Source organism: Zobellia roscoffensis (assembly GCF_015330165.1).
Lineage (GTDB): Bacteria > Bacteroidota > Bacteroidia > Flavobacteriales > Flavobacteriaceae > Zobellia > Zobellia roscoffensis.
This window is the reverse complement of the sequence record NZ_JADDXT010000002.1, coordinates 4,916,445-4,934,799: the sequence shown is the minus strand read 5'-3', so window position 1 is coordinate 4,934,799 and position 18,355 is coordinate 4,916,445. Positions and strand designations below refer to the sequence as shown.

The window sequence follows — 18,355 nt, the reverse complement described above, 5'->3', positions numbered from 1 at the left end:
TTATTCCCAAACAACAGGCAACCAAACACTCATTTCACTAGCTCCTCTGTTTGCCCATGAAAAATACGGAACAAATTGTACTTCGCTAGTTTCCCATGTAGGTTTGGTAACCTCTGTGTACATGCCTTCTTTGGTGTCTTTTCTTAGTTTTAGATTTCCTGTAATGGTAGAAACGCCACCCAATAAATCCGGATTGAAAGTTGCTGTAAGACTAGAGTTAATAGGAAGATATACATCTAAAATATCTGTGTTTTCAGGTAGGTCCGGAGTTTCTACACAATAAACAACAGGGCCTCTTTTTACAGCTACTTGATTACGGACTTCTTCTATAAGAGCGTTACCTTCCAATAGCTTTACATCCATAGGCATGTCTAAAGTAATGACATCGCCTTTTTTCCATTTTCTATTGATAGTGGCATAAGTACCGGTAACTATCTCTGTATTGCTACTTTCACCATTTACCAATATTTTGGAACCAGCTGCCCATTCTGGAATACGTAATAAAATATCGAAAGCCTCTTTTTTGGCTTTTTCAACGGTAATATCTACTTTACCTTTCCATGGGTATTGGGTTTCTTGTTTTAGCTGAATTTTAGAGCCATCAAGTAAGTCTGTTGTTAATTTATTTCCACCGTATAGATTAACAGAAATTCCGTTTTCAGATAAACTATAGGCCCAATTAGACATTTTTGCTATTGTACGCACCAAGTTTGGAGGGCAACAAAAACAAGGAATATACGGCTGACGAACATCAAACTCTGTATCATTGCCTGGGTCATGACCTTTATGGCTTACACGTAACGGGTTGGCATAGAAGTAATCTTTTCCTTCAATACTAATACCGGACAAAGCACTATTAAATAGAACCAATTCCATGATATCTGCATATTTTGATTCTCCATGTAAGCCTAACATACGGTAATTGAACATGGAGTTACAGACATTGGCACAAGTTTCATTATAGGCACTTAAATTAGGCATCATGTACTCGCTAATAAAACCTTCGTGTATCATGTCTACATTAGAAGAGGCTCCGTGGTGCGTTTGCCCACAGGCTCCGGTAACATACATTTTTTTGTTCACCACATTGTCCCAAAGTCGGTCTAAAGCGTCTATCAATTCCTGTTCACCAGTTTCTGCAGCTACATCAGCAGCACCAGCATAAAAATATAGTGCTAATACGGCATGCCCTTCAGCGGTCTGTGCTTTTCTTAAGGGTGTTCTTTCTTGTGTCATATCGCCAATGAACTTGAAATTTGCCGTTTCATCTGGCTCTACTTTGTATTTACCCCTCATATTTATGAATAGTTCCGCTAACTCTAAATATTTTTTGTCTTTAGTGGTACGGTACAACTCAACAAGTCCCATAATTTGGGTTTGATTGAAGCCAAACCTTTTTAAATGGTCTGGTTCTGATATGAAGGTGTCATATAGGAAGTTCGCATTTTTAATGGCAAGGTCTAAAAAGTTTTTCTTACCCGTAACCCGGTGGTGGATACATGCACTAGTATACAGATGTCCGAAGTTGTACATCTCGTGATGTTGTCTGTTTCCAAAGCGAAACATATCATCTTCAATTTGCACTTTTGTGTGAATATATCCGTCTTCTTCTTGTGCTTTTGCAATTATTTCGATGTAACTATCTAAGTCTGATAGTATTTTCGGGTCCTTGTTTTGGGCGTAAATGTAAATGGAAGCTTCCATCCATTTATAAAAATCACCATCATGCCATTTCATGCCTTGGTGCTTTCCTTCTTTAAGACCAGCAGCTATTTTAAAGTTGTTTAAGGCATGTCCCGTGTCACCTGTTAATAGTTCTCCCATGTAGGGAACCATGGTTTCTTCAGCTACTTTGAACTTATCGGCCCAAAAGCCATCTGTCCATTGGCAATCTTCTATGTTTATGCTTTTTAGCTTTACATGCTTACTCTGGCTATTATTAATTATTCCTTGTTGTTGGGCATTACCAACGCTGAAAAATAAAAGACTAAAGACTATAAGTATGGATTTTTTCATTTCAATTCTGGTTATTGATTTTTGCTATTGGTATAGCATAATGTTTTAATAATGTACTTTTTTAGGTCGAAAAATTAATATTGCAACGGCAACCAAACAGACATGTCATGAACGCCTCTATTGGCCCAAGCAAAATAAGGTATCATCTTAATTGGAGTTTTCTTTAGCTCAGGTTTTACCAATGGCTTATACAATTGGTTGGACCAATCTGCTTTGGGTAATACGTTGGCTTCACCTTCTAATATGGTAACACCGGACAAAAGATTGGCTTCGTATTTTGGTTGAAGCATAATATCCGTTGGAACTACAATATCGTTTATACTGGTTCCGGACTCTAAATCTCCACCTTCTAAACAGTATACAATAGGACCACGTTTTACGGCAACTTGGTTTCTGGTCTCTTCAATATTTGGGTCTGCAGTTATTAAAAGAGGAGCCATTGGCAATTCAACTTCTACCACATCTCCTTTTTTCCACTTGCGGTTTATTTCAGCGTAAGACCCAGCTTTTGGAGATTGAGTTACCAGTTCTCCGTTTACTTTAATACTAGCATTCTCCGCCCACGCAGGAATACGTAACATCATTGCATATTCTTTTTTCTTTTTGGAATCTACAGTAATTTTAATATTTCCGTCCCAAGGATAGTTGCTTTGTTGGGTTAGTTTGATGTTGGTTCCATCTGCTAAATCGGTATCAAGTACATTGCTTCCGTACAGATTTACCCAAATCCCTTTTTCTGAAGTGCTATAGGCATAGGTATGCATTTTGGCAATAGTACGGATGATGTTTGGAGGGCAACAAAAAACCGACATAAATTCACCACGTTTGCCTTCATCCTTTGTATTCTGCGGGTGACCTTCAATAAAACGCAATGGGTTGGTGTAAAAGAAATGTTCGCCGTCCAAAGAAATACCTGAAATGGCACTGTTATAAAAAATCAGTTCCATAATATCTGCGAAACGCCCTTCACCATTCATTAGAAACATTCGCCAGTTCCACATGGCATTACCAATGTTGGCACAGGTTTCATTGTACGCTTTTATGTTGGGCAACTCATAATCTTTACCGTAAGCTTCGGCAACAATTGCATGATCGGATATTCCAAAATGATGGGGACCCGTGGCTCCGGTCAAATACATTTTTTGAGTTGTGACGTTCGTCCAAATTCGCTCCAAGTAGTCCTTTAGGGTTTGGTCACCGGTTTCCGCATATAAATCGGCTACACCTGCATAAAGATAGTTGCCATGGCCGGCATGACCCACCGCTTTGGATTCTTCCCTAACGGCAGTACCTCTTTGGCTATGGTCCATACCACGGTGGTCCAAAGCTTCTTTTGGGGCAGTACCTAACATATTTACAAAAGTCTCCGTTAGCTCTAGGTATTTTTTATCTCCAGTGGTGCGGTACATTTCTATCAGACCCATATAATGCGGAGGGTTCCAGTCTATGCGGGCAAGCTCAGGAGATGGCTCTTTAAAATGGTCATAGATATTATCACTCGCTTTAATAGCTATATCAAGAAAGTTCTTTTTACCAGTGATTCTATAATGGATACAAGCAGCAGTCATTAGGTGTCCGAAATTGTAAAATTCGTGAGAAGGTCCGTTGGTATAGGGTTTTTCGTCACTTTTAAATGGATGTGCGGATTCATGAAGAAAACCTGCAATACCGTGACCGATTTGAATTTTAGTATGAATGTAACCATCGGGACGTTGCGCTTTCGCAATTACAGCGATGATTTCATCCATCTGCTGATTTATCTTTTCATCTTTGGTCATGGCGTATTCGTATGCCAAGGCTTCAACATATTTATAGAAATCACCATCTGTAAATGACCATCCTCTAAACTCACCTTCTTCGAGACCTGCAGCTACTTTAAAGTTGGAATAGGCATGAATGATTTCCGGATCATCCATCAATCTTCCCAAATTAGGAATCATTACCTCATGGGCCGCTTTGAGTTTATCGGCCCAAAAACCTTCGGTCCATCGGCAATCATTTATATCAATGGTCTTAAGGTTCATGTGCGGGGTCCTTGAATTGTTCATGACCCCTTGTTCTTGTGCAAAGCTGTAAATAGATAGTAGTAAGCCGCCAGCAAGTGCTAATGTTCTTTTCATAGTTGAGTCTTAAAAAGGATAAATGTTTTAGTTAGGTTGAGATGTTTACTCAGGATTATAGTCTGAGTCTCACAAATAAAACACTAAAACAAATGTTTCCTTTTACGTGGGTTAACCGCTAATGGCACTATTTTATCTATTTGGTACGGTCTGGTCTGTTTTTTACAGAGTATGGGAAATGGGTTTTAATCCTTCCAAACAACAGGCATGAATACCGTCATTTCGGCCTGCCCGCGATTACTCCACGCAAAATAAGGTACAAGTTGCGTCTTGTATGGTGTCCATTCAGGTTTTTGTACGGTTCTGTAGATACCTTTGCCTTTATCTTTTCTAATTAAAATTTCTCCTTCAAGAACGGTAACGCCTCCTAAGAAATTAGGCTCATATTTTGGTTCCAGTTTTTTGTTCCCGTTGAAGTAAATATCCAGAATGTCTGTATTCTCTGGTAAATCTGGAGATTCAATACAGTAAACTATAGGACCACGTTTTATAGCAATTTGATTCCGTACTTCTTCAATTCTTGGGTGACCTTCAATAAAATCAACTTCCATTGGCATATTTAAAACGAGGGTGTCACCTTTTTTCCAATTTCGTTCAATTAAAGTAAAGCTTCCTGGTTTTAGAGTATTAGATATTTCTTCTCCGTTGAGTGTCAGTTTTGAATTTTTTGCCCATTTAGGAATACGCAGACTAATTGAAAAAGCATCTTCCTTACATTCCTTAACAATCAGTTTTACCTTTCCTTGCCACGGGTATTCTGTCTCTTGTGCTATCTTAATAGGGGAACCATCTTTTAACTGGGTGTCTAGATTATTTGCACCGTATAGATTTACGGTTACTCCATTTTCAGCAAGACTATAAGCCCATTCCGAAACCGTAGCAATCGTACGCACAAGGTTAGGAGGGCAGCAGAAACAACTCAGATAAGGCTCTCTATTTGGAGTTTCGGTTACATTTTCGTGAGCGTTATAATCTCTAGTATTATTGAGCATCCGCAATGGGTTCGCATAAAAGTACTCTTTGCCTGTTACGCTAATTCCAGAAAGGGCACTGTTGTAAAGCACCAACTCAACAATATCTGCATATTTGGCTTCGCCATGAAGGTTCAGCATACGATAGCTGAACATGGCGTTACAAAGGTTGGCACAGGTTTCATTATAGGCGGTCATATTGGGCATCATATAGGCGTCTATAAATCCCTCTTCAATCATATCTCTATTTGCAGAAGCTCCATAGTGGGCTTGACCCACGGCACCGGTTACATACATTTTCTTGGTCGTCACATTTTCCCAAAGACGGTCTAAGGCATCAATTAGTGCTTTTTCACCTGTTTCTGCATATACATCGGCAGCACCGGCATAATAGTATAGCGCAAGAACGGCATGGCCAACTGCTTCATTGGACTCACGTAAAGGTGTGCGCTCCTGAACCATGTCACCAATAGGGTAGCCCTCCGTTGTGGCATGATGCTTCACTTCGTATTTACCACGATTATCAATAAACTTTTCAGCAAGGATCAAATATTTTTTATTACCTGTAGTACGGTACAATTCTACCAAGCCCATTATCTGCGTTTGATTGAAACCAAAACGACCGTAATGTTTTGTATCAGGCATGAAAATGGTGTACAACAAATTTGCATGCTTAATGGCAATGTCCAAAAAGTTGCTTTGTCCAGTAACCCTGTGATGTATGCAGGCAGTAATTAGCAAATGGCCGGTATTGTACATCTCGTGGTACTTTCTATTTTCGTAGCGGTCTACGCCATCTCTCAATTGAATTTGAGTCTGTAGATATCCGTCACTTTCTTGCGCCTTCCCTATGACGGTTATGTATTCCTCTAATTCCTTAAGCAACTCTTTATCCTGGGTGTGTGCATAAACATAAATTTTAGCTTCCATGAATTTATAGAAGTCACCATCATGCCAGAACATACCTTGATGTTCACCTTCTTTTTCACCTGCAGCAATCTTAAAATTATTAAGGGCATGTCCTACATCTCCGCATAAAACATCGCCCATATAGGGAACCATGGCAGTGGTACAAAGCTCAAATTTATCGGCCCAAAAGCCTGTGGTCCATTGGCATTCACCAATGTTCATGCTGTTTAGTTTCGTATACGGACTGTTTGAGTTGGCCGGAGTTGCTTGTTTCATTTGTACTAATGTTATTAAACTTTAGGTTTTCTTCGGGAGGATAATGCCAATTGCACTTCTTCTATGGTCATGTTTTTAGTTTCTTTTAAATAAAAGTAAAGGATGACCAAACCGATACTTACCGTTATGGCATAGAATAATAAGGTGGAACTTATGCCCATAGTTGCTAATTGCCAAGGGAAAAATTTCTGTACCAAATAGCTTACAAAACTCGTGACCAAAGTGAAAAAGGGTATAGCAACACCACGGAGGGATATAGGGAATATCTCTGAAAACAAGACCCACATAATAGGGCCTACGGAAAAATGAAATGCACCTATAAAACTGAGTATTCCCATTAGAATGAGTAGGGCATTTATATCCGCTGCTTTTTGGAGTAATAGTCCGGAATAATCTCTAGCATCGGTTTCCCCTAAAGTCTCAATTAAAGCAGCTTTAAAACTAATATCACTCTCATAAGAAACATCAACTAAGACATTTAATCTATCGGCATTAGGAATAGAGGACATCTCGGTAATAGCACTCCCCGTTATGGTGTAGTCTGCAGTTTTAAAACCGTAATAGCAAATTCCTAGGCTGATAATAATCCACAACATTCCCCAAATAATCATAGGTCTTCTACCAATGCGGTCAACCAGTAGCAGACCTAAAATTGTAAATACAATACTAGTCAGGCCAATGTAAATAGCTTGGGCAAAAGCTGCATCTGTTCCAATGCCCAATTGTTCAAAAACAGTAGGTGCATAAAAAAGAATGGCGTTTATTCCGGTAGCTTGTTGCGCTATGGCAATGGTCATTGCGATAATCATGGTAACCCGCATGGGTTTGCCAAAAATTTCTTTTAATTGAGAACCTAGGGAACGGTCTTGATTACTGTTTTCAAGACTGAAACGCATTTGAGCTATTTTTGCGGGAATTTCATCTTCAGGAGTTACCTTTTGCAACGTCTTTATAGCTTCTGGCTCGCGTTCATTGTATAACAACCACGCTGGACTTCTAGGAACTAAAAACAACAATAGAAACCACAAAAAAGCGAAAATAACTTCAGTGGCTAGCATAAACCTCCAAGTATTTGCATCCAGACCCCATTCTTGAACCCATGGAGCTCCCGAGTTTGCCAAACCTAAAATTAGATAGTTGATAAAGTAAGCCGCTGAAAGGCCTACAACAATATTTATTTGTGTCATGGAAACCAATTTTCCACGCCATTTTGGAGGTGCTATTTCTCCAATGTACATTGATGCTATGGAGATGGAACTGAAAGCCAACCCTCCTAAGAACCGAGCAATTAATAATAGTGTATAGGTAGGGGCCATTGCAGATGCTATAGCCGAAAAAAGATAGAGCGCCGCAGCAATCATTAAGGTGGCTCTACGGCCAAATTTGTTACATGCATAACCAACAAAAACAAGCGCCAGAAGTACACCCATAGCAGGTGCGCCTACAACAGAGCCTAATTCCAAATCTGTAAGTGAAAATTCCTGAGTTATGAATTTTATAGTTCCTGAGATTAAGGCGGCGTCCAATCCAAAGACAAAACCGCCCATAGCAACTATGGTTGAGTATGTAAAAGCATTCTTTTTATTAGAACCCATAAATCATTTTGGTTAAGTTATGGTATATTACCATAAATCCTAATTCCAGATTACAGGTAAGAAAACCGTCATTTCTCCTTGGCCTCTATTGCTCCAAGCATAGTAAGGTATAAAATTGGTTTTAAAGGATTGAAATTCTGGTTCACTTACTTCTTGATACATTTCTCCGAGCTTGTCTTTGCGCAATAGAATTTCTCCCTCTAAAGTGGTTACACCTCCTAAGAAATTTGGTCTAGAGGTGGGTTTTAATTTTTTCTTTGAAGAAAGATAAACATTGGTGATATCTGTTTTTTCGGGTAAATCTGCTGATTCTATACAGTACACCACCGGGCCTCTTTTTAGGGCTACTTGGTTGCGAACTTCCTCAATACGTGGGTGCCCTTCAATAAATTTGGTTTCCATGGGCATATCCATAGTAATCTCATCTCCTGCATTCCATTTTCTTTCTATTCTAGCAAAAGTTCCAGGCGTAGCATTTTCCACTGCAACTCCATTTACTTTAATTTGAGTGTCCTTTGCCCAACTAGGTATGCGAAGCAGAACTTCAAAAGTATCTGCTTTAGATTCTTCTACTGTTATTTTAACGGCACCATCCCATGGATAATCTGTTTTTTGAACCAGTTTTATTTTCGAACCGTCTAATAATGTAGTATTCAATTCATTTCCTCCGTATAGGTTAACGGCAATTCCATTTTCGGATTTACTATAGGCCCATCCCGGGGATTTTGCAATGGTACGTACTAAGTTTGGTGGACAACAAAAGCATTTAAGATAGGGTTGTCTTTCAGGAAACTCAACGTTCATTTTTTCATAATCAAGCGCTCCCTCAATTTTACGTAGTGGGTTGGAATAATAATAGTCTTTTCCTTCAAGACTGATGCCCGAGAGTCCGCTGTTGTGAAGTACAAGTTCCATAATATCTCCATGTTTGGCATCACCGGTTAAAGTGAGCATTCTATAATTGAACATGGAATTACAGATGTTGGCACAAGTTTCATTGTATGCCGTCATGTTTGGCATCATATATTCATCAATAAAACCTTCTTCAATTTTATCAAGGCGAGAAGAACGTCCGTAGTGGGTTTGACCAATGGCTCCAGTGATATACATTTTTTTGTTGGTCACGTTGTCCCACAGTCTTTCAAGCGCATCGATTAATGCTTTTTCTCCGGTTTCGGCGTACACATCAGCAGCGCCTGCGTAATAATACAGAGCCAATACCGCATGGCCCACGGCTTCGGTTTCTTCGCGAAGCGGAACACGCTCTTGGACCATATCACCAATAGGATAGCCCAAAGTGGTTTCATCGTCCTCAATTTTATAAGTACCTCTCATATTTATGAATTGTTCGGCCAACTCCAAATAGCGCTTATCTTGAGTGGTACGGTACAATTCTACCAATCCCATAATCTGTGTTTGGTTAAAGCCAAACCGTTTAAGGTGGTCTGGTTTTGGTGAAAAGAGTTTGTATAGATAATCAGCATGTTTTACTGCTATATCTAGAAAATTTGTTTTTCCTGTAAGACGATAATGGATACAGGCGCTGGTCATTAAATGGCCACTGTTGTATAGCTCGTGGTACTTTCTATTGGTAAAAGGTTCAATGTCATCACGGATGATTGCAGGTGTAGATAAATACCCGTCATTCTGTTGCGCTTGGGCAATTACATCTATAATTTCATCTATTTCTTCAACAATTTTCTCATCTTTATTTACACCGTAGATATACATTTTAGCTTCCATCCACTTGTAAAAATCGCCATCATGCCACCAGAATCCTTTATGTTCTCCTTCTTTTTGTCCTGCGGCTATTTTAAAGTTATTATAACCGTGACCTATATCTCCTTTTAGGATTTCACCCATGTGCGGAATCATAGTTTCTTCGGCAACTTTCCATTTTTCGGCCCAGAAACCTTCTGTCCACTTACAATCGCCTATGTCAATACTTTTTAGTTTAACATGGGGACTATTGGTGTTGTTGATAATGCCTTTACCTATATCTAGATTGGCAGCGTAGTCTTTGGTTTTGGTTTCCTCTGAAGGTTGGTTTTGGTCAGTTGTATTTTGGTTACAGGAAGCCAAGGTTAATAAAACACAAATGGTGAAGCTGAGTTTTTTCATAATCCGAATATTTATATAAAACGGTGCTCTGTTGTTTGTTGAGAATTCGCTTAATCAAAAAAACGAAAATTATAAAGCAGCGTAGCATACAAATTAAGGACAATAGGAGGGAAGGAGATTTGTAGATTTTATCTAGTTATAGCACTATTTTAACCTTTTAAGTTGTTGATTTGAGTGAATTGTGGTACTTAAGTGTGGCTCGTGGAGGTTTTGAAACAATGAAATTATGACTTAACGACCCGAATAAATCTTAATCAACACGCTCTACATCAACAAATAAAGGGCCTTTTGCGAGTCTTTCTGTTTTGAGGAAAGCATGGAAGTTACCTTTTCCTTCTGGAAGAGTAACGTCTCTAAAAACAACTTTCTTTTGATTTTTAACTATAGGAAGCTCTAAGTGAAGCTCTTTGTACTTTAAATGGGCCGTACCATCATTTTCCAAAGAAGGAAGATCAAAGCTGACATTATATAAACCAGCTTCTGTCTTCACGCGCCAATGGCCGAGTTCGTTTTTTGAAATTACTCTAGGACCTCCCCAATCAAACTGAGATAAATTTGTAGAACGTTGCATGGCGTTCCCTAGATAGATGCGTTGTATTCCTTTGGAATCTCTTTCTTCGGTAACCTCGTCAAACCAATTTTCATAACGAGATAGAAGATTTTCTACAATTTCAGGGTGATCACCAGCTAGATTTATACGTTCGCTCGGGTCATTCTGAACGTCATATAATTCTAGGTTGGCAAGTATTTCTTTCAGTTCTTCGTCTTTAGGTTGATAAAGAATATGATGCGGATCATCATGCGGACTTACCAATTTATATTTTTGGGTGCGGACGGCAAAATGCATGTATTTAAAAACTGTGGGTCCGTAGTGCATTTGAGTGATGAACTCTCTGTCGTTAAAATCTGTGGGCTCATTTTTCCATAAGGGTAATAACGAGCGGCCATCAATTTTAACCTCTTTTGAAGGTGCAATATCGCAAACATCCAAAATGGTAGGTAATACATCAATGACAGCACCCATGGTATTAGTTGTTTGCGCTTTCTTTACATGTGATGGCCATTGCACAAAGAAAGGAACCCGAGTACCGCATTCGTAAACACTCGTTTTGGTTCCTCTTAGGTTAGATACCCATCTGCCCGGATACACATCATTTTTAGTACGACGGTTTCTTGGGCCATTGTCCGAAAGAAAAATAACAAGGGTTTTATCTTCTATGCCTAATTTCTTTAACCGTTTTAGCACACGACCAACATTGGCGTCAATATTATCTATCATGCCATAGGTTCTCGCATTATCTTCATGCAAACCTATTTTTCTATACGGGTCTGCTTTTTCCTCAGGAACTTCTAAAGGAAAATGCGGCAGGTTGGTAGCTAAATAGGTGAAAAATGGTTTATCACTTTTTGTGCTAATGAAGTCCAATGCAGCATCGGTAAAAATATCATCACAATACCCTTCGTATTTTTTAGATTCATTATTGTGCTCAAGGATGGGGTCAAAATACGTGTTTCCAGCAGGGCCTGCAGCTTGACCAATGCCACCTCCTTTGTGTACCAAAGCTTCTTGAAACCCTTGGTCTGTTGGTCGCATGGGTGCATTATCACCTAAATGCCACTTCCCGAAAATCCCTGTGCGATACCCATTTTTGGATAAAATTTCTGCTATGGTTTCTTCCGAGGTATTCATAAGGTGGTCTACTTGAGTAACGCCAGTAACCCCTGTACGGTACGGATAGCGACCAGTCAAAATTGCCGCTCGGGTGGCCGAACAATTTGGGTAGGTAAAGAAATGAGTCATTTCAAGGCCTTGCTTACCTATTTCCTCAATATTAGGTGTTTTTAGATAGGGGTTGCCATGAGAACCCAAATCTCCATACCCTTGGTCGTCCGTGAGCATAATTAAAACATTAGGACGATTTTGCGCTGAAAGAAAATTGCTGCTACAAAAGAGTATACCAAGACAGAATATTAGTGTATAGCGATTAATTATTTTTGGTCTTATTGCAACGTATTTCATAATATTCTACCGGTTTATTTGCTATCGTTTTCTTTTAATCCATGTGTAGGCTTACTTGGAAGTGGCCACTCTTAACACTACCATCTTTCATCTTAATTCTATATCCGTAACCGGGAATAGAAATACCTCCTTCTATTTTTTGAGCTACCGGACCTAAATTGGCAACCACTTCGGTGCCGCTGGAAAAGCGACTTCTTTGTACTTTGTAGTCTGCGCTCAGGTATTCATGGCTCTTTAATTCCGAATAGAAGGTTTCTTTATGAACGGGGCTAACCAAATCTCTAGCCATTTCAATCATTGGGCGCATGCCTTTAAACTCATAAGGCGAAAAGAAAATGGTAGTTCCTCTGCCAAACAACATACTCCTTAGGGCTTTGATTCTAAAGTCGCCATTGGCCGTAACCTCATTATCTGGATCTTGTATTTTGCCGAAGTTGGCGATGGCTTCATGATACACTAAGTTGAAAAGTGGGGCAGGGTGAGAGATTACCGAAAGCGGGCGATCTTCTAAATACGTCATTCCTTCAAACATATCAAAATATGGTATCCATTGTTCTTGGCCATGCTCGGTTCCGTTTACCAAATTAAAACTGTCTATATATTTGGCCAGTTCAATACGGCCCTCCTTACCGTTTTCACGGTAAGCGGCAAAAGTAATGTCAGTAATATCGGCCTCTAGACCTAAATATGAAATTTCGTTTGCTATGTTTTCTTGCGCCAGTCCTTTCTGGAATTTTGGGTCTACACGTGCCCAACGGCTACCGGTATTCATTAAGTTTCCATCGGCATCGCGCTGCATGAGGTCTGTAGTGAAATTTGGGTCGTTCTCTAACATAGGTGAATACGCATGATATGAGGAGTACAAATACCCGTAGGATTTAGCTAGATCAACAGCGGCTTTTAGTTTTTCTGGTCCGCCTAAAGCTTCACTAATAGGGTGATTATGCGGAACAAAATTGGAGAAGGTTCCCCATGCGTGAACAAAAGCTTTATCTACTTTTAAATCATCATGAATAGTCTGGATGGTGTTTTTTAACTCATCAAAAGTAAAAGCCATTCCAGGCATGTTTACATAATGTGGATACCCGCCATAGATACCAAAATAGATAGCTCCCGGTAGTTTGTCTACATTTGGGTTTCTTTTTAGTTTTTCTTTTAACGAGACAAAATGATCGCGAATCTTAGCTTCTTTTTGATATACTTTAGCCATATCTACATAATTACCACCAGGAATAAAATGATAGCTCATTCGCATTTTACCTTTCTCTTCTTCTAGTTTCCAAATTGGGTCAAGAAAAGCAATACGTTGGTAGGTAGACATTTCTCCTTTAAAAAGATGTTGACCGTTATTGTTAATGTTGTATTCCATGTGTGGACGGGCAGTAACATCTACAATACCCATCACGGCAGATTTTTCATTATACGTGCCCCACCAAGGCATGGTTAGTCCGGTTCCATTATTGAAGAGTTCTAAAGAACCTACGGATTTTCTATTGTAGGTGGCATCGTCCCACTTACAAAACCGACCACCGTTCATTGGAAAAATATAGGAAGGACAGATAATACCTTGTTTTTGAGGAATTACAGCAGCACCCTTGTCTTCATCTGTTTTTAGACTGAAAGCCCGAGCGGGATAGCGCAAATCCGATAATTTAAAACTTCCAGCTTTGTGTTCTAAAACTTCAACATCTAACTGAGCTGTTTTTGGGTCAAGTCTGATTTGGGTTGAAATAGTCACTCCTTTAGCAATAGAACCATCTTCAAAAACAGGATCTGAAAACTTTAATGCTATAGTAGTTTCATTAGTTTTTGATACCTCTATTTTTTTACTCTTAGAAATGTTGACAGTCTGTTTTTTTCCTTTGGAATCTGTTAAGGTCAATAGACCCGCGGCATTTTCCCACGGGTCCGATTTCCAAACGTGGCCCGATGTTTTCTCGGTAACCGAGAAACATCCTGTTGCCTCGTCAACACTAATATTCAATTTTTCATTTTCTAAAACAATAGATTTAATGGGGCCAGTGTTACCAGTGTTTATGGCGAAGCCATTGTAAAAGCTTAGTCCTGTAATGACCAAAAGTAAGATGGTCAGTTTTGCCGTTTTTCTATTGTTTTTCATTTTCTAAATAATTGATAGTGTTAAACTTTAATCTTTAATAAAATCTTTTATCTCGTTTTTCATCTTAATAAAATGCTTTTCCAAATCGGCATAGTTTCCTTCACGAATCATCTTTTTGTCGAAAAGTGCACTTGCCAAACCGGCACCAACAGCTCCTGCTTCAAAAAATGATTTTATATTGTCTACTGAAACACCACCAGTAGGTAAAAGTTTTATTTCATTAAGTGGCGCCAAAACGTCTTTTATGTATTGAATCCCCAACTGCGTTGCCGGAAAGACTTTTACCGCAGAAGCACCCCAAGACCATGCTTTGTGGATTTCAGTAGGTGTATATGCTCCTGGAAAAATAGGAATGTTATTAGCTACACAATGTTTAATTACCTCTTCGTCAATAATTGGGGTTACAATAAATTGAGAGCCAGCATCTAAAGCAATTTTTAAATCTTCCATAGTACAAACCGTACCAGCGCCTACATTAAGTTCAGGATACTCTTTGGCTAAAGTTGCAATGGTTTCAGCAACCTTGGGTGAGTTCATGGTAATTTCAATCGTGTAAAAACCAGTTTTTACGTAAGAAGGCATAATCTTAAGAACCTCTTCTGTTGTTAGCCCTCTTAAGATTCCTACTATTGGGTTTTGGTTGTATTTATCCCATGAAAATGTATTATTCTGCATAAGTCCGTAATATTTGTTGTTGTCCTGTTAGTAATGCTTTTTCTAAAATTTGCTCCTCAAAGCAAACGATTTGTTCGGTTGGTAAAAATGATTCTAGGGCTAGCTTATAGAGTATACTGTATATGCCACTTGCCGCTAGAAAGATGGTTCCGGTCTGGTTTTGTAAACTTGCCAACTCACCACCAATCATAAGACCTGATAAAAAGTAGAAGTTCTGTTCGCCCGAAACATCTTTTATTAGGGTGTTTGCCCTAATAGAAAACAGTGACTGCATCTGCTTGTTTGCCAGTCCTTTCTTAACACCCTCTAAAAAAATAGTGTCAAAAGTAGGGTCCCAAGAAGCTTTGGTTAAAGAGGCGGATAAAATGGTATGATTGCTTATGGTTTCAAAAAGTTCACCGGTCATGTAAGTATTGAAATCATTGAAAACATCTGCTTCAAAGGTAATGTGTTTACAATGGGTGCCCGGTAATAATAAGGTTCCCTTTTCGTATTTAGAAAGTTCGTTTATTAGACCAATGGCCTGAACTTCTTCCCCCCGCATCACATCAGAATCTGTTTTAGCACCCGAAACAAGTAACAGGTCTGGCATATCATCAAAAGGAATGTACTTGCTAATCAAATCCTTGCCATTAAAGGCTATGGGCATGTTGGCATAATTTAATTCATGCATGCCTATGGATGACGAAAGCATTCCTGATGCTACAATACAATAGTCATTACTTATGGTACTGTCTAATTTTTTAATCTGGTTCTTTAAATACTCGGCAAAAAATTGTTCTTGGGTTAATTTTGATTGCGCTTTAAAATCCTGAAAGCATTTTTTAATGCCCATATCCGTCGTGTGTTCCGATAGAATTTTGAGCGATTCAGTGTCTATTAAGCGTAGTCTAAAATTGGTTGTGCCCCAGTCGCAACTAATAAATTTTTCTGGTAATTTCATTGAAGTTGTAAGGCTTTAGTTACTCTTTTTTTCGCAAGATAATCATCTAGCGCATAAGTAGAGCAATCTACACCAATACCACTATTTTTCACTCCGCCGTGCGGCAGGTATATATCATATTTTACTCCATTAAGTTGTACTTCTCCGAATTCTAGGCGGTTCGCAAAGAATTCTAAAGTGTCATCATTTTTAGAAAACACGTAAGAAGCTAGCCCCGCATCTGTATTATTGGCCAGATCAATTACCTCTTCTTTTGTTTTAAATGGAACAATAAGAGCAACAGGACCAAAAATCTCATGTTGAAGAATTTCAACATCGTTTTTATCGAATACTACTACAGTAGGTTCAAAATAATAGCCGGTACCATCTACAGCCTTGCCGCCATAAAGCAATTGGCCACCTTGTTCAATAGCTTTTTCTACGATGCCTTGGACTTTTGTGACCGATTGTTTGTTGGTTAACGGACCCATATCTGGTTTGTTCTCACGGCCGAAACCTAGTTTAGTAGTTTTAAACTTTGCAACCATGCCGGCGGTAAACTCCTCTATAAGAGATTCATGAACAAAAAAGCGATTGGGAGCTACACAGATTTGGCCGGAGTTACCAACTTTTAGGGCTGTTCCTATGTTTACGGCCAATTCTAAATCGGCATCTTCACAAACTATGAACGGAGCGTTTCCGCCACATTCCATACTGTATCTTTTTATGGATGTTTTTGCACTTTGTGCGATAAGTTTCTGTGCTGTTTCCGTAGACCCTATCATGGTAATCAATCTTGGGGTTTTACTTTCGCAAAGTGGAATACCTACGTCTTTTAAATCACCACAAAGAACAGTTATTACCCCCTTTGGGAAATTTATTTCGGCACACAACTCACCAATAATATAAGCGGATAAAGGTGAAAATTCAGAAGGCTTTAAAATAATGCTAGAGCCGGCAGCCAAAGCAGGACCCAATTTAAAACCTAGGTTTAGAAGCGGAAAATTATAGGCAAGAAAAGCAACGGCAACACCTAAAGGTTGAGATACAAAATGGTGTTTATGTGTACCTTCTTTATCCTCAAGAGGAATATCCTTGCGTTTTTTAATTTCTTCGGAATAGTATTGTAATGAGTTGGTTATACTAGTTAGGTCTTCTTCGGAACCTTCCCACGTTTTGCCCATTTCGTACATAATGCTTTCACGCAGCAAATCGCTATTCTCAATAATTTTGTTTCTAAGCTTATCAATCCATTTTAGACGTTCCTCAAGAGGAAGAACAGACCATGTTTCAAATCCTTTTTGAGCACTTTTCAAAGCTCTTTCTGTATCTTCTGCACTTGCCCAAGCTATGGTAGCCGTTGGTTTTTCGTCCGCAGGACAGATTACTTCAAAAGTTTTATGATTAGAGGCCTCTACTAGGGCACCGTCTATATAAAGTTTCTTATGACCGAATTTTAACTGCTCCATCTTTATGTATTTCTTTATCTAAATAGTATTCTAATTTATCCATATCAACATCAACGCCTAAACCAGGTGCACGGGGTACTTCTAGATGTCCGTTTTCAATTTTGACGTTATGTAGGGTAACCTCGTCACGTAGGGCATTTTCAGTTCTGTCCAATTCCATAGTAGGCAAGTCGTTATACATTCTGCCCGGATTTTTATCAAGGTTGGCAACTAGATGTATGGCGGCACTAATGGCGATCCAAGTTCCCCAAGTATGGGGTACCACATCTTTATTATAGGCCTGTGCTAGCGTTGTAATTCTTTTAGCTTCCGTTAATCCGCCAGTGGCACAAATATCAGGTTGTGCTATGTCTACCGCATCATTATCAAAAAGGCGCTTAAAACCGAATTTTAAATACTCGCATTCACCTCCAGCTATTGGAATAGTCGTGTTTTCTCTAAGTCTTCTGTACCCGTCGTAATCTTCTGGAGAAACAGGTTCTTCAAACCAAGAAATGTCATATTGTTCGGATTTTCTGGCCAATTCCACAGCCTCTTTATAACTATAGGCGTGGTTGGAATCTATCATCAAACGCATATCGGGTCCAATGGCCTTTCGTATTGCGGCAATATATTTTAGGTCTTGCTGAATGCCCAGACCTACTTTCATTTTTGTGGCTGTGAATCCTTGGGATTTGTACAATAGCGCCTCTTCAACCAAAAGCTCTTCAAGGTTTTCGCTTCGGGTAAAATATAATCCAGTGGCGTAAGGTTCAATAATCGGGTTTTTAATACCGCCCAATAGCACGGAAACGGGCTGGTTTAAAAGCTTCCCTTTAATATCCCACAATGCAACATCTATAGCACTGATAGCCGCTTGAAAAGCTCCGCTACGTGCGTAGTCCATAGAGCGCCTGTACATTTCTTGCCAGAGCGTCTCATGTTCCAACGCATTTTTTTCCAATAGGAAAGGCTTGAAAAATTCGACACCGGATTTAATAACTGCCGCTGGACCGTAGCCTTCACCCCATCCGTAGGTGCCATCATCCAAGGTTATTTTGACGATACATATTTTTCGCGTGTCATACTGCCATTGCGAAAAATAGAAGGGCGTGTCAAGAGTGTGAGTAATTACAAAAGGCTCTATCTTCTTGATTTTCATA

At 39.3% G+C, this 18,355-nt stretch carries 11 protein-coding genes; all 11 read right to left on the bottom strand.

Annotated elements, in window-relative coordinates; translation table 11 throughout:
• Positions 1 to 2,016 carry a glycoside hydrolase family 127 protein gene (locus tag IWC72_RS20025; protein WP_194531030.1) on the bottom strand — a complete coding sequence of 672 codons (2,016 nt, stop codon included), beginning with the start codon at positions 2,014 to 2,016 and terminating at the stop codon, positions 1 to 3.
• Positions 2,017 to 2,090: 74 nt separating this feature from the next.
• Positions 2,091 to 4,136 carry a glycoside hydrolase family 127 protein gene (locus tag IWC72_RS20020; RefSeq protein ID WP_194531029.1) on the bottom strand — a complete coding sequence of 682 codons (2,046 nt, stop codon included), beginning with the start codon at positions 4,134 to 4,136 and terminating at the stop codon, positions 2,091 to 2,093.
• A gap of 185 nt (positions 4,137 to 4,321) precedes the next feature.
• Complete coding sequence (locus tag IWC72_RS20015) at positions 4,322 to 6,292, bottom strand: glycoside hydrolase family 127 protein (protein WP_194531028.1); 1,971 nt, start codon at positions 6,290 to 6,292, stop codon at positions 4,322 to 4,324.
• A gap of 14 nt (positions 6,293 to 6,306) precedes the next feature.
• Positions 6,307 to 7,887, bottom strand: coding sequence for an MFS transporter (locus IWC72_RS20010; protein WP_194531027.1), 1,581 nt, complete (start codon positions 7,885 to 7,887; stop codon positions 6,307 to 6,309).
• Positions 7,888 to 7,926: 39 nt separating this feature from the next.
• On the bottom strand, positions 7,927 to 10,008 hold the full coding sequence (locus tag IWC72_RS20005; protein WP_194531026.1) for a glycoside hydrolase family 127 protein: 2,082 nt from the start codon (positions 10,006 to 10,008) through the stop codon (positions 7,927 to 7,929).
• A 250-nt stretch (positions 10,009 to 10,258) separates the two neighbouring features.
• Complete coding sequence (locus IWC72_RS20000) at positions 10,259 to 12,028, bottom strand: arylsulfatase (RefSeq protein WP_194531025.1); 1,770 nt, start codon at positions 12,026 to 12,028, stop codon at positions 10,259 to 10,261.
• A gap of 34 nt (positions 12,029 to 12,062) precedes the next feature.
• The gene (locus IWC72_RS19995) at positions 12,063 to 14,147 is read right to left on the bottom strand and encodes a hypothetical protein (RefSeq protein ID WP_194531024.1); all 2,085 of its coding nucleotides are present in this window, start codon (positions 14,145 to 14,147) and stop codon (positions 12,063 to 12,065) included.
• Positions 14,148 to 14,174: 27 nt separating this feature from the next.
• Complete coding sequence (locus tag IWC72_RS19990) at positions 14,175 to 14,822, bottom strand: bifunctional 4-hydroxy-2-oxoglutarate aldolase/2-dehydro-3-deoxy-phosphogluconate aldolase (protein WP_194531023.1); 648 nt, start codon at positions 14,820 to 14,822, stop codon at positions 14,175 to 14,177.
• Positions 14,812 to 15,765 carry a 2-dehydro-3-deoxygalactonokinase gene (locus IWC72_RS19985; RefSeq protein WP_194531022.1) on the bottom strand — a complete coding sequence of 318 codons (954 nt, stop codon included), beginning with the start codon at positions 15,763 to 15,765 and terminating at the stop codon, positions 14,812 to 14,814. Before IWC72_RS19985 ends, IWC72_RS19990 begins: the two co-directional genes overlap by 11 nt.
• Positions 15,762 to 17,213, bottom strand: coding sequence for an aldehyde dehydrogenase family protein (locus IWC72_RS19980; RefSeq protein ID WP_194531021.1), 1,452 nt, complete (start codon positions 17,211 to 17,213; stop codon positions 15,762 to 15,764). The genes IWC72_RS19985 and IWC72_RS19980 overlap by 4 nt, the downstream gene beginning before the upstream one ends.
• A complete protein-coding gene (locus IWC72_RS19975) occupies positions 17,188 to 18,354 on the bottom strand; it encodes a mandelate racemase/muconate lactonizing enzyme family protein (RefSeq protein WP_194531020.1) in 1,167 nt (388 codons plus the stop codon). The genes IWC72_RS19980 and IWC72_RS19975 overlap by 26 nt, the downstream gene beginning before the upstream one ends.
• Between the last annotated feature and the right edge of the window lies 1 nt (position 18,355).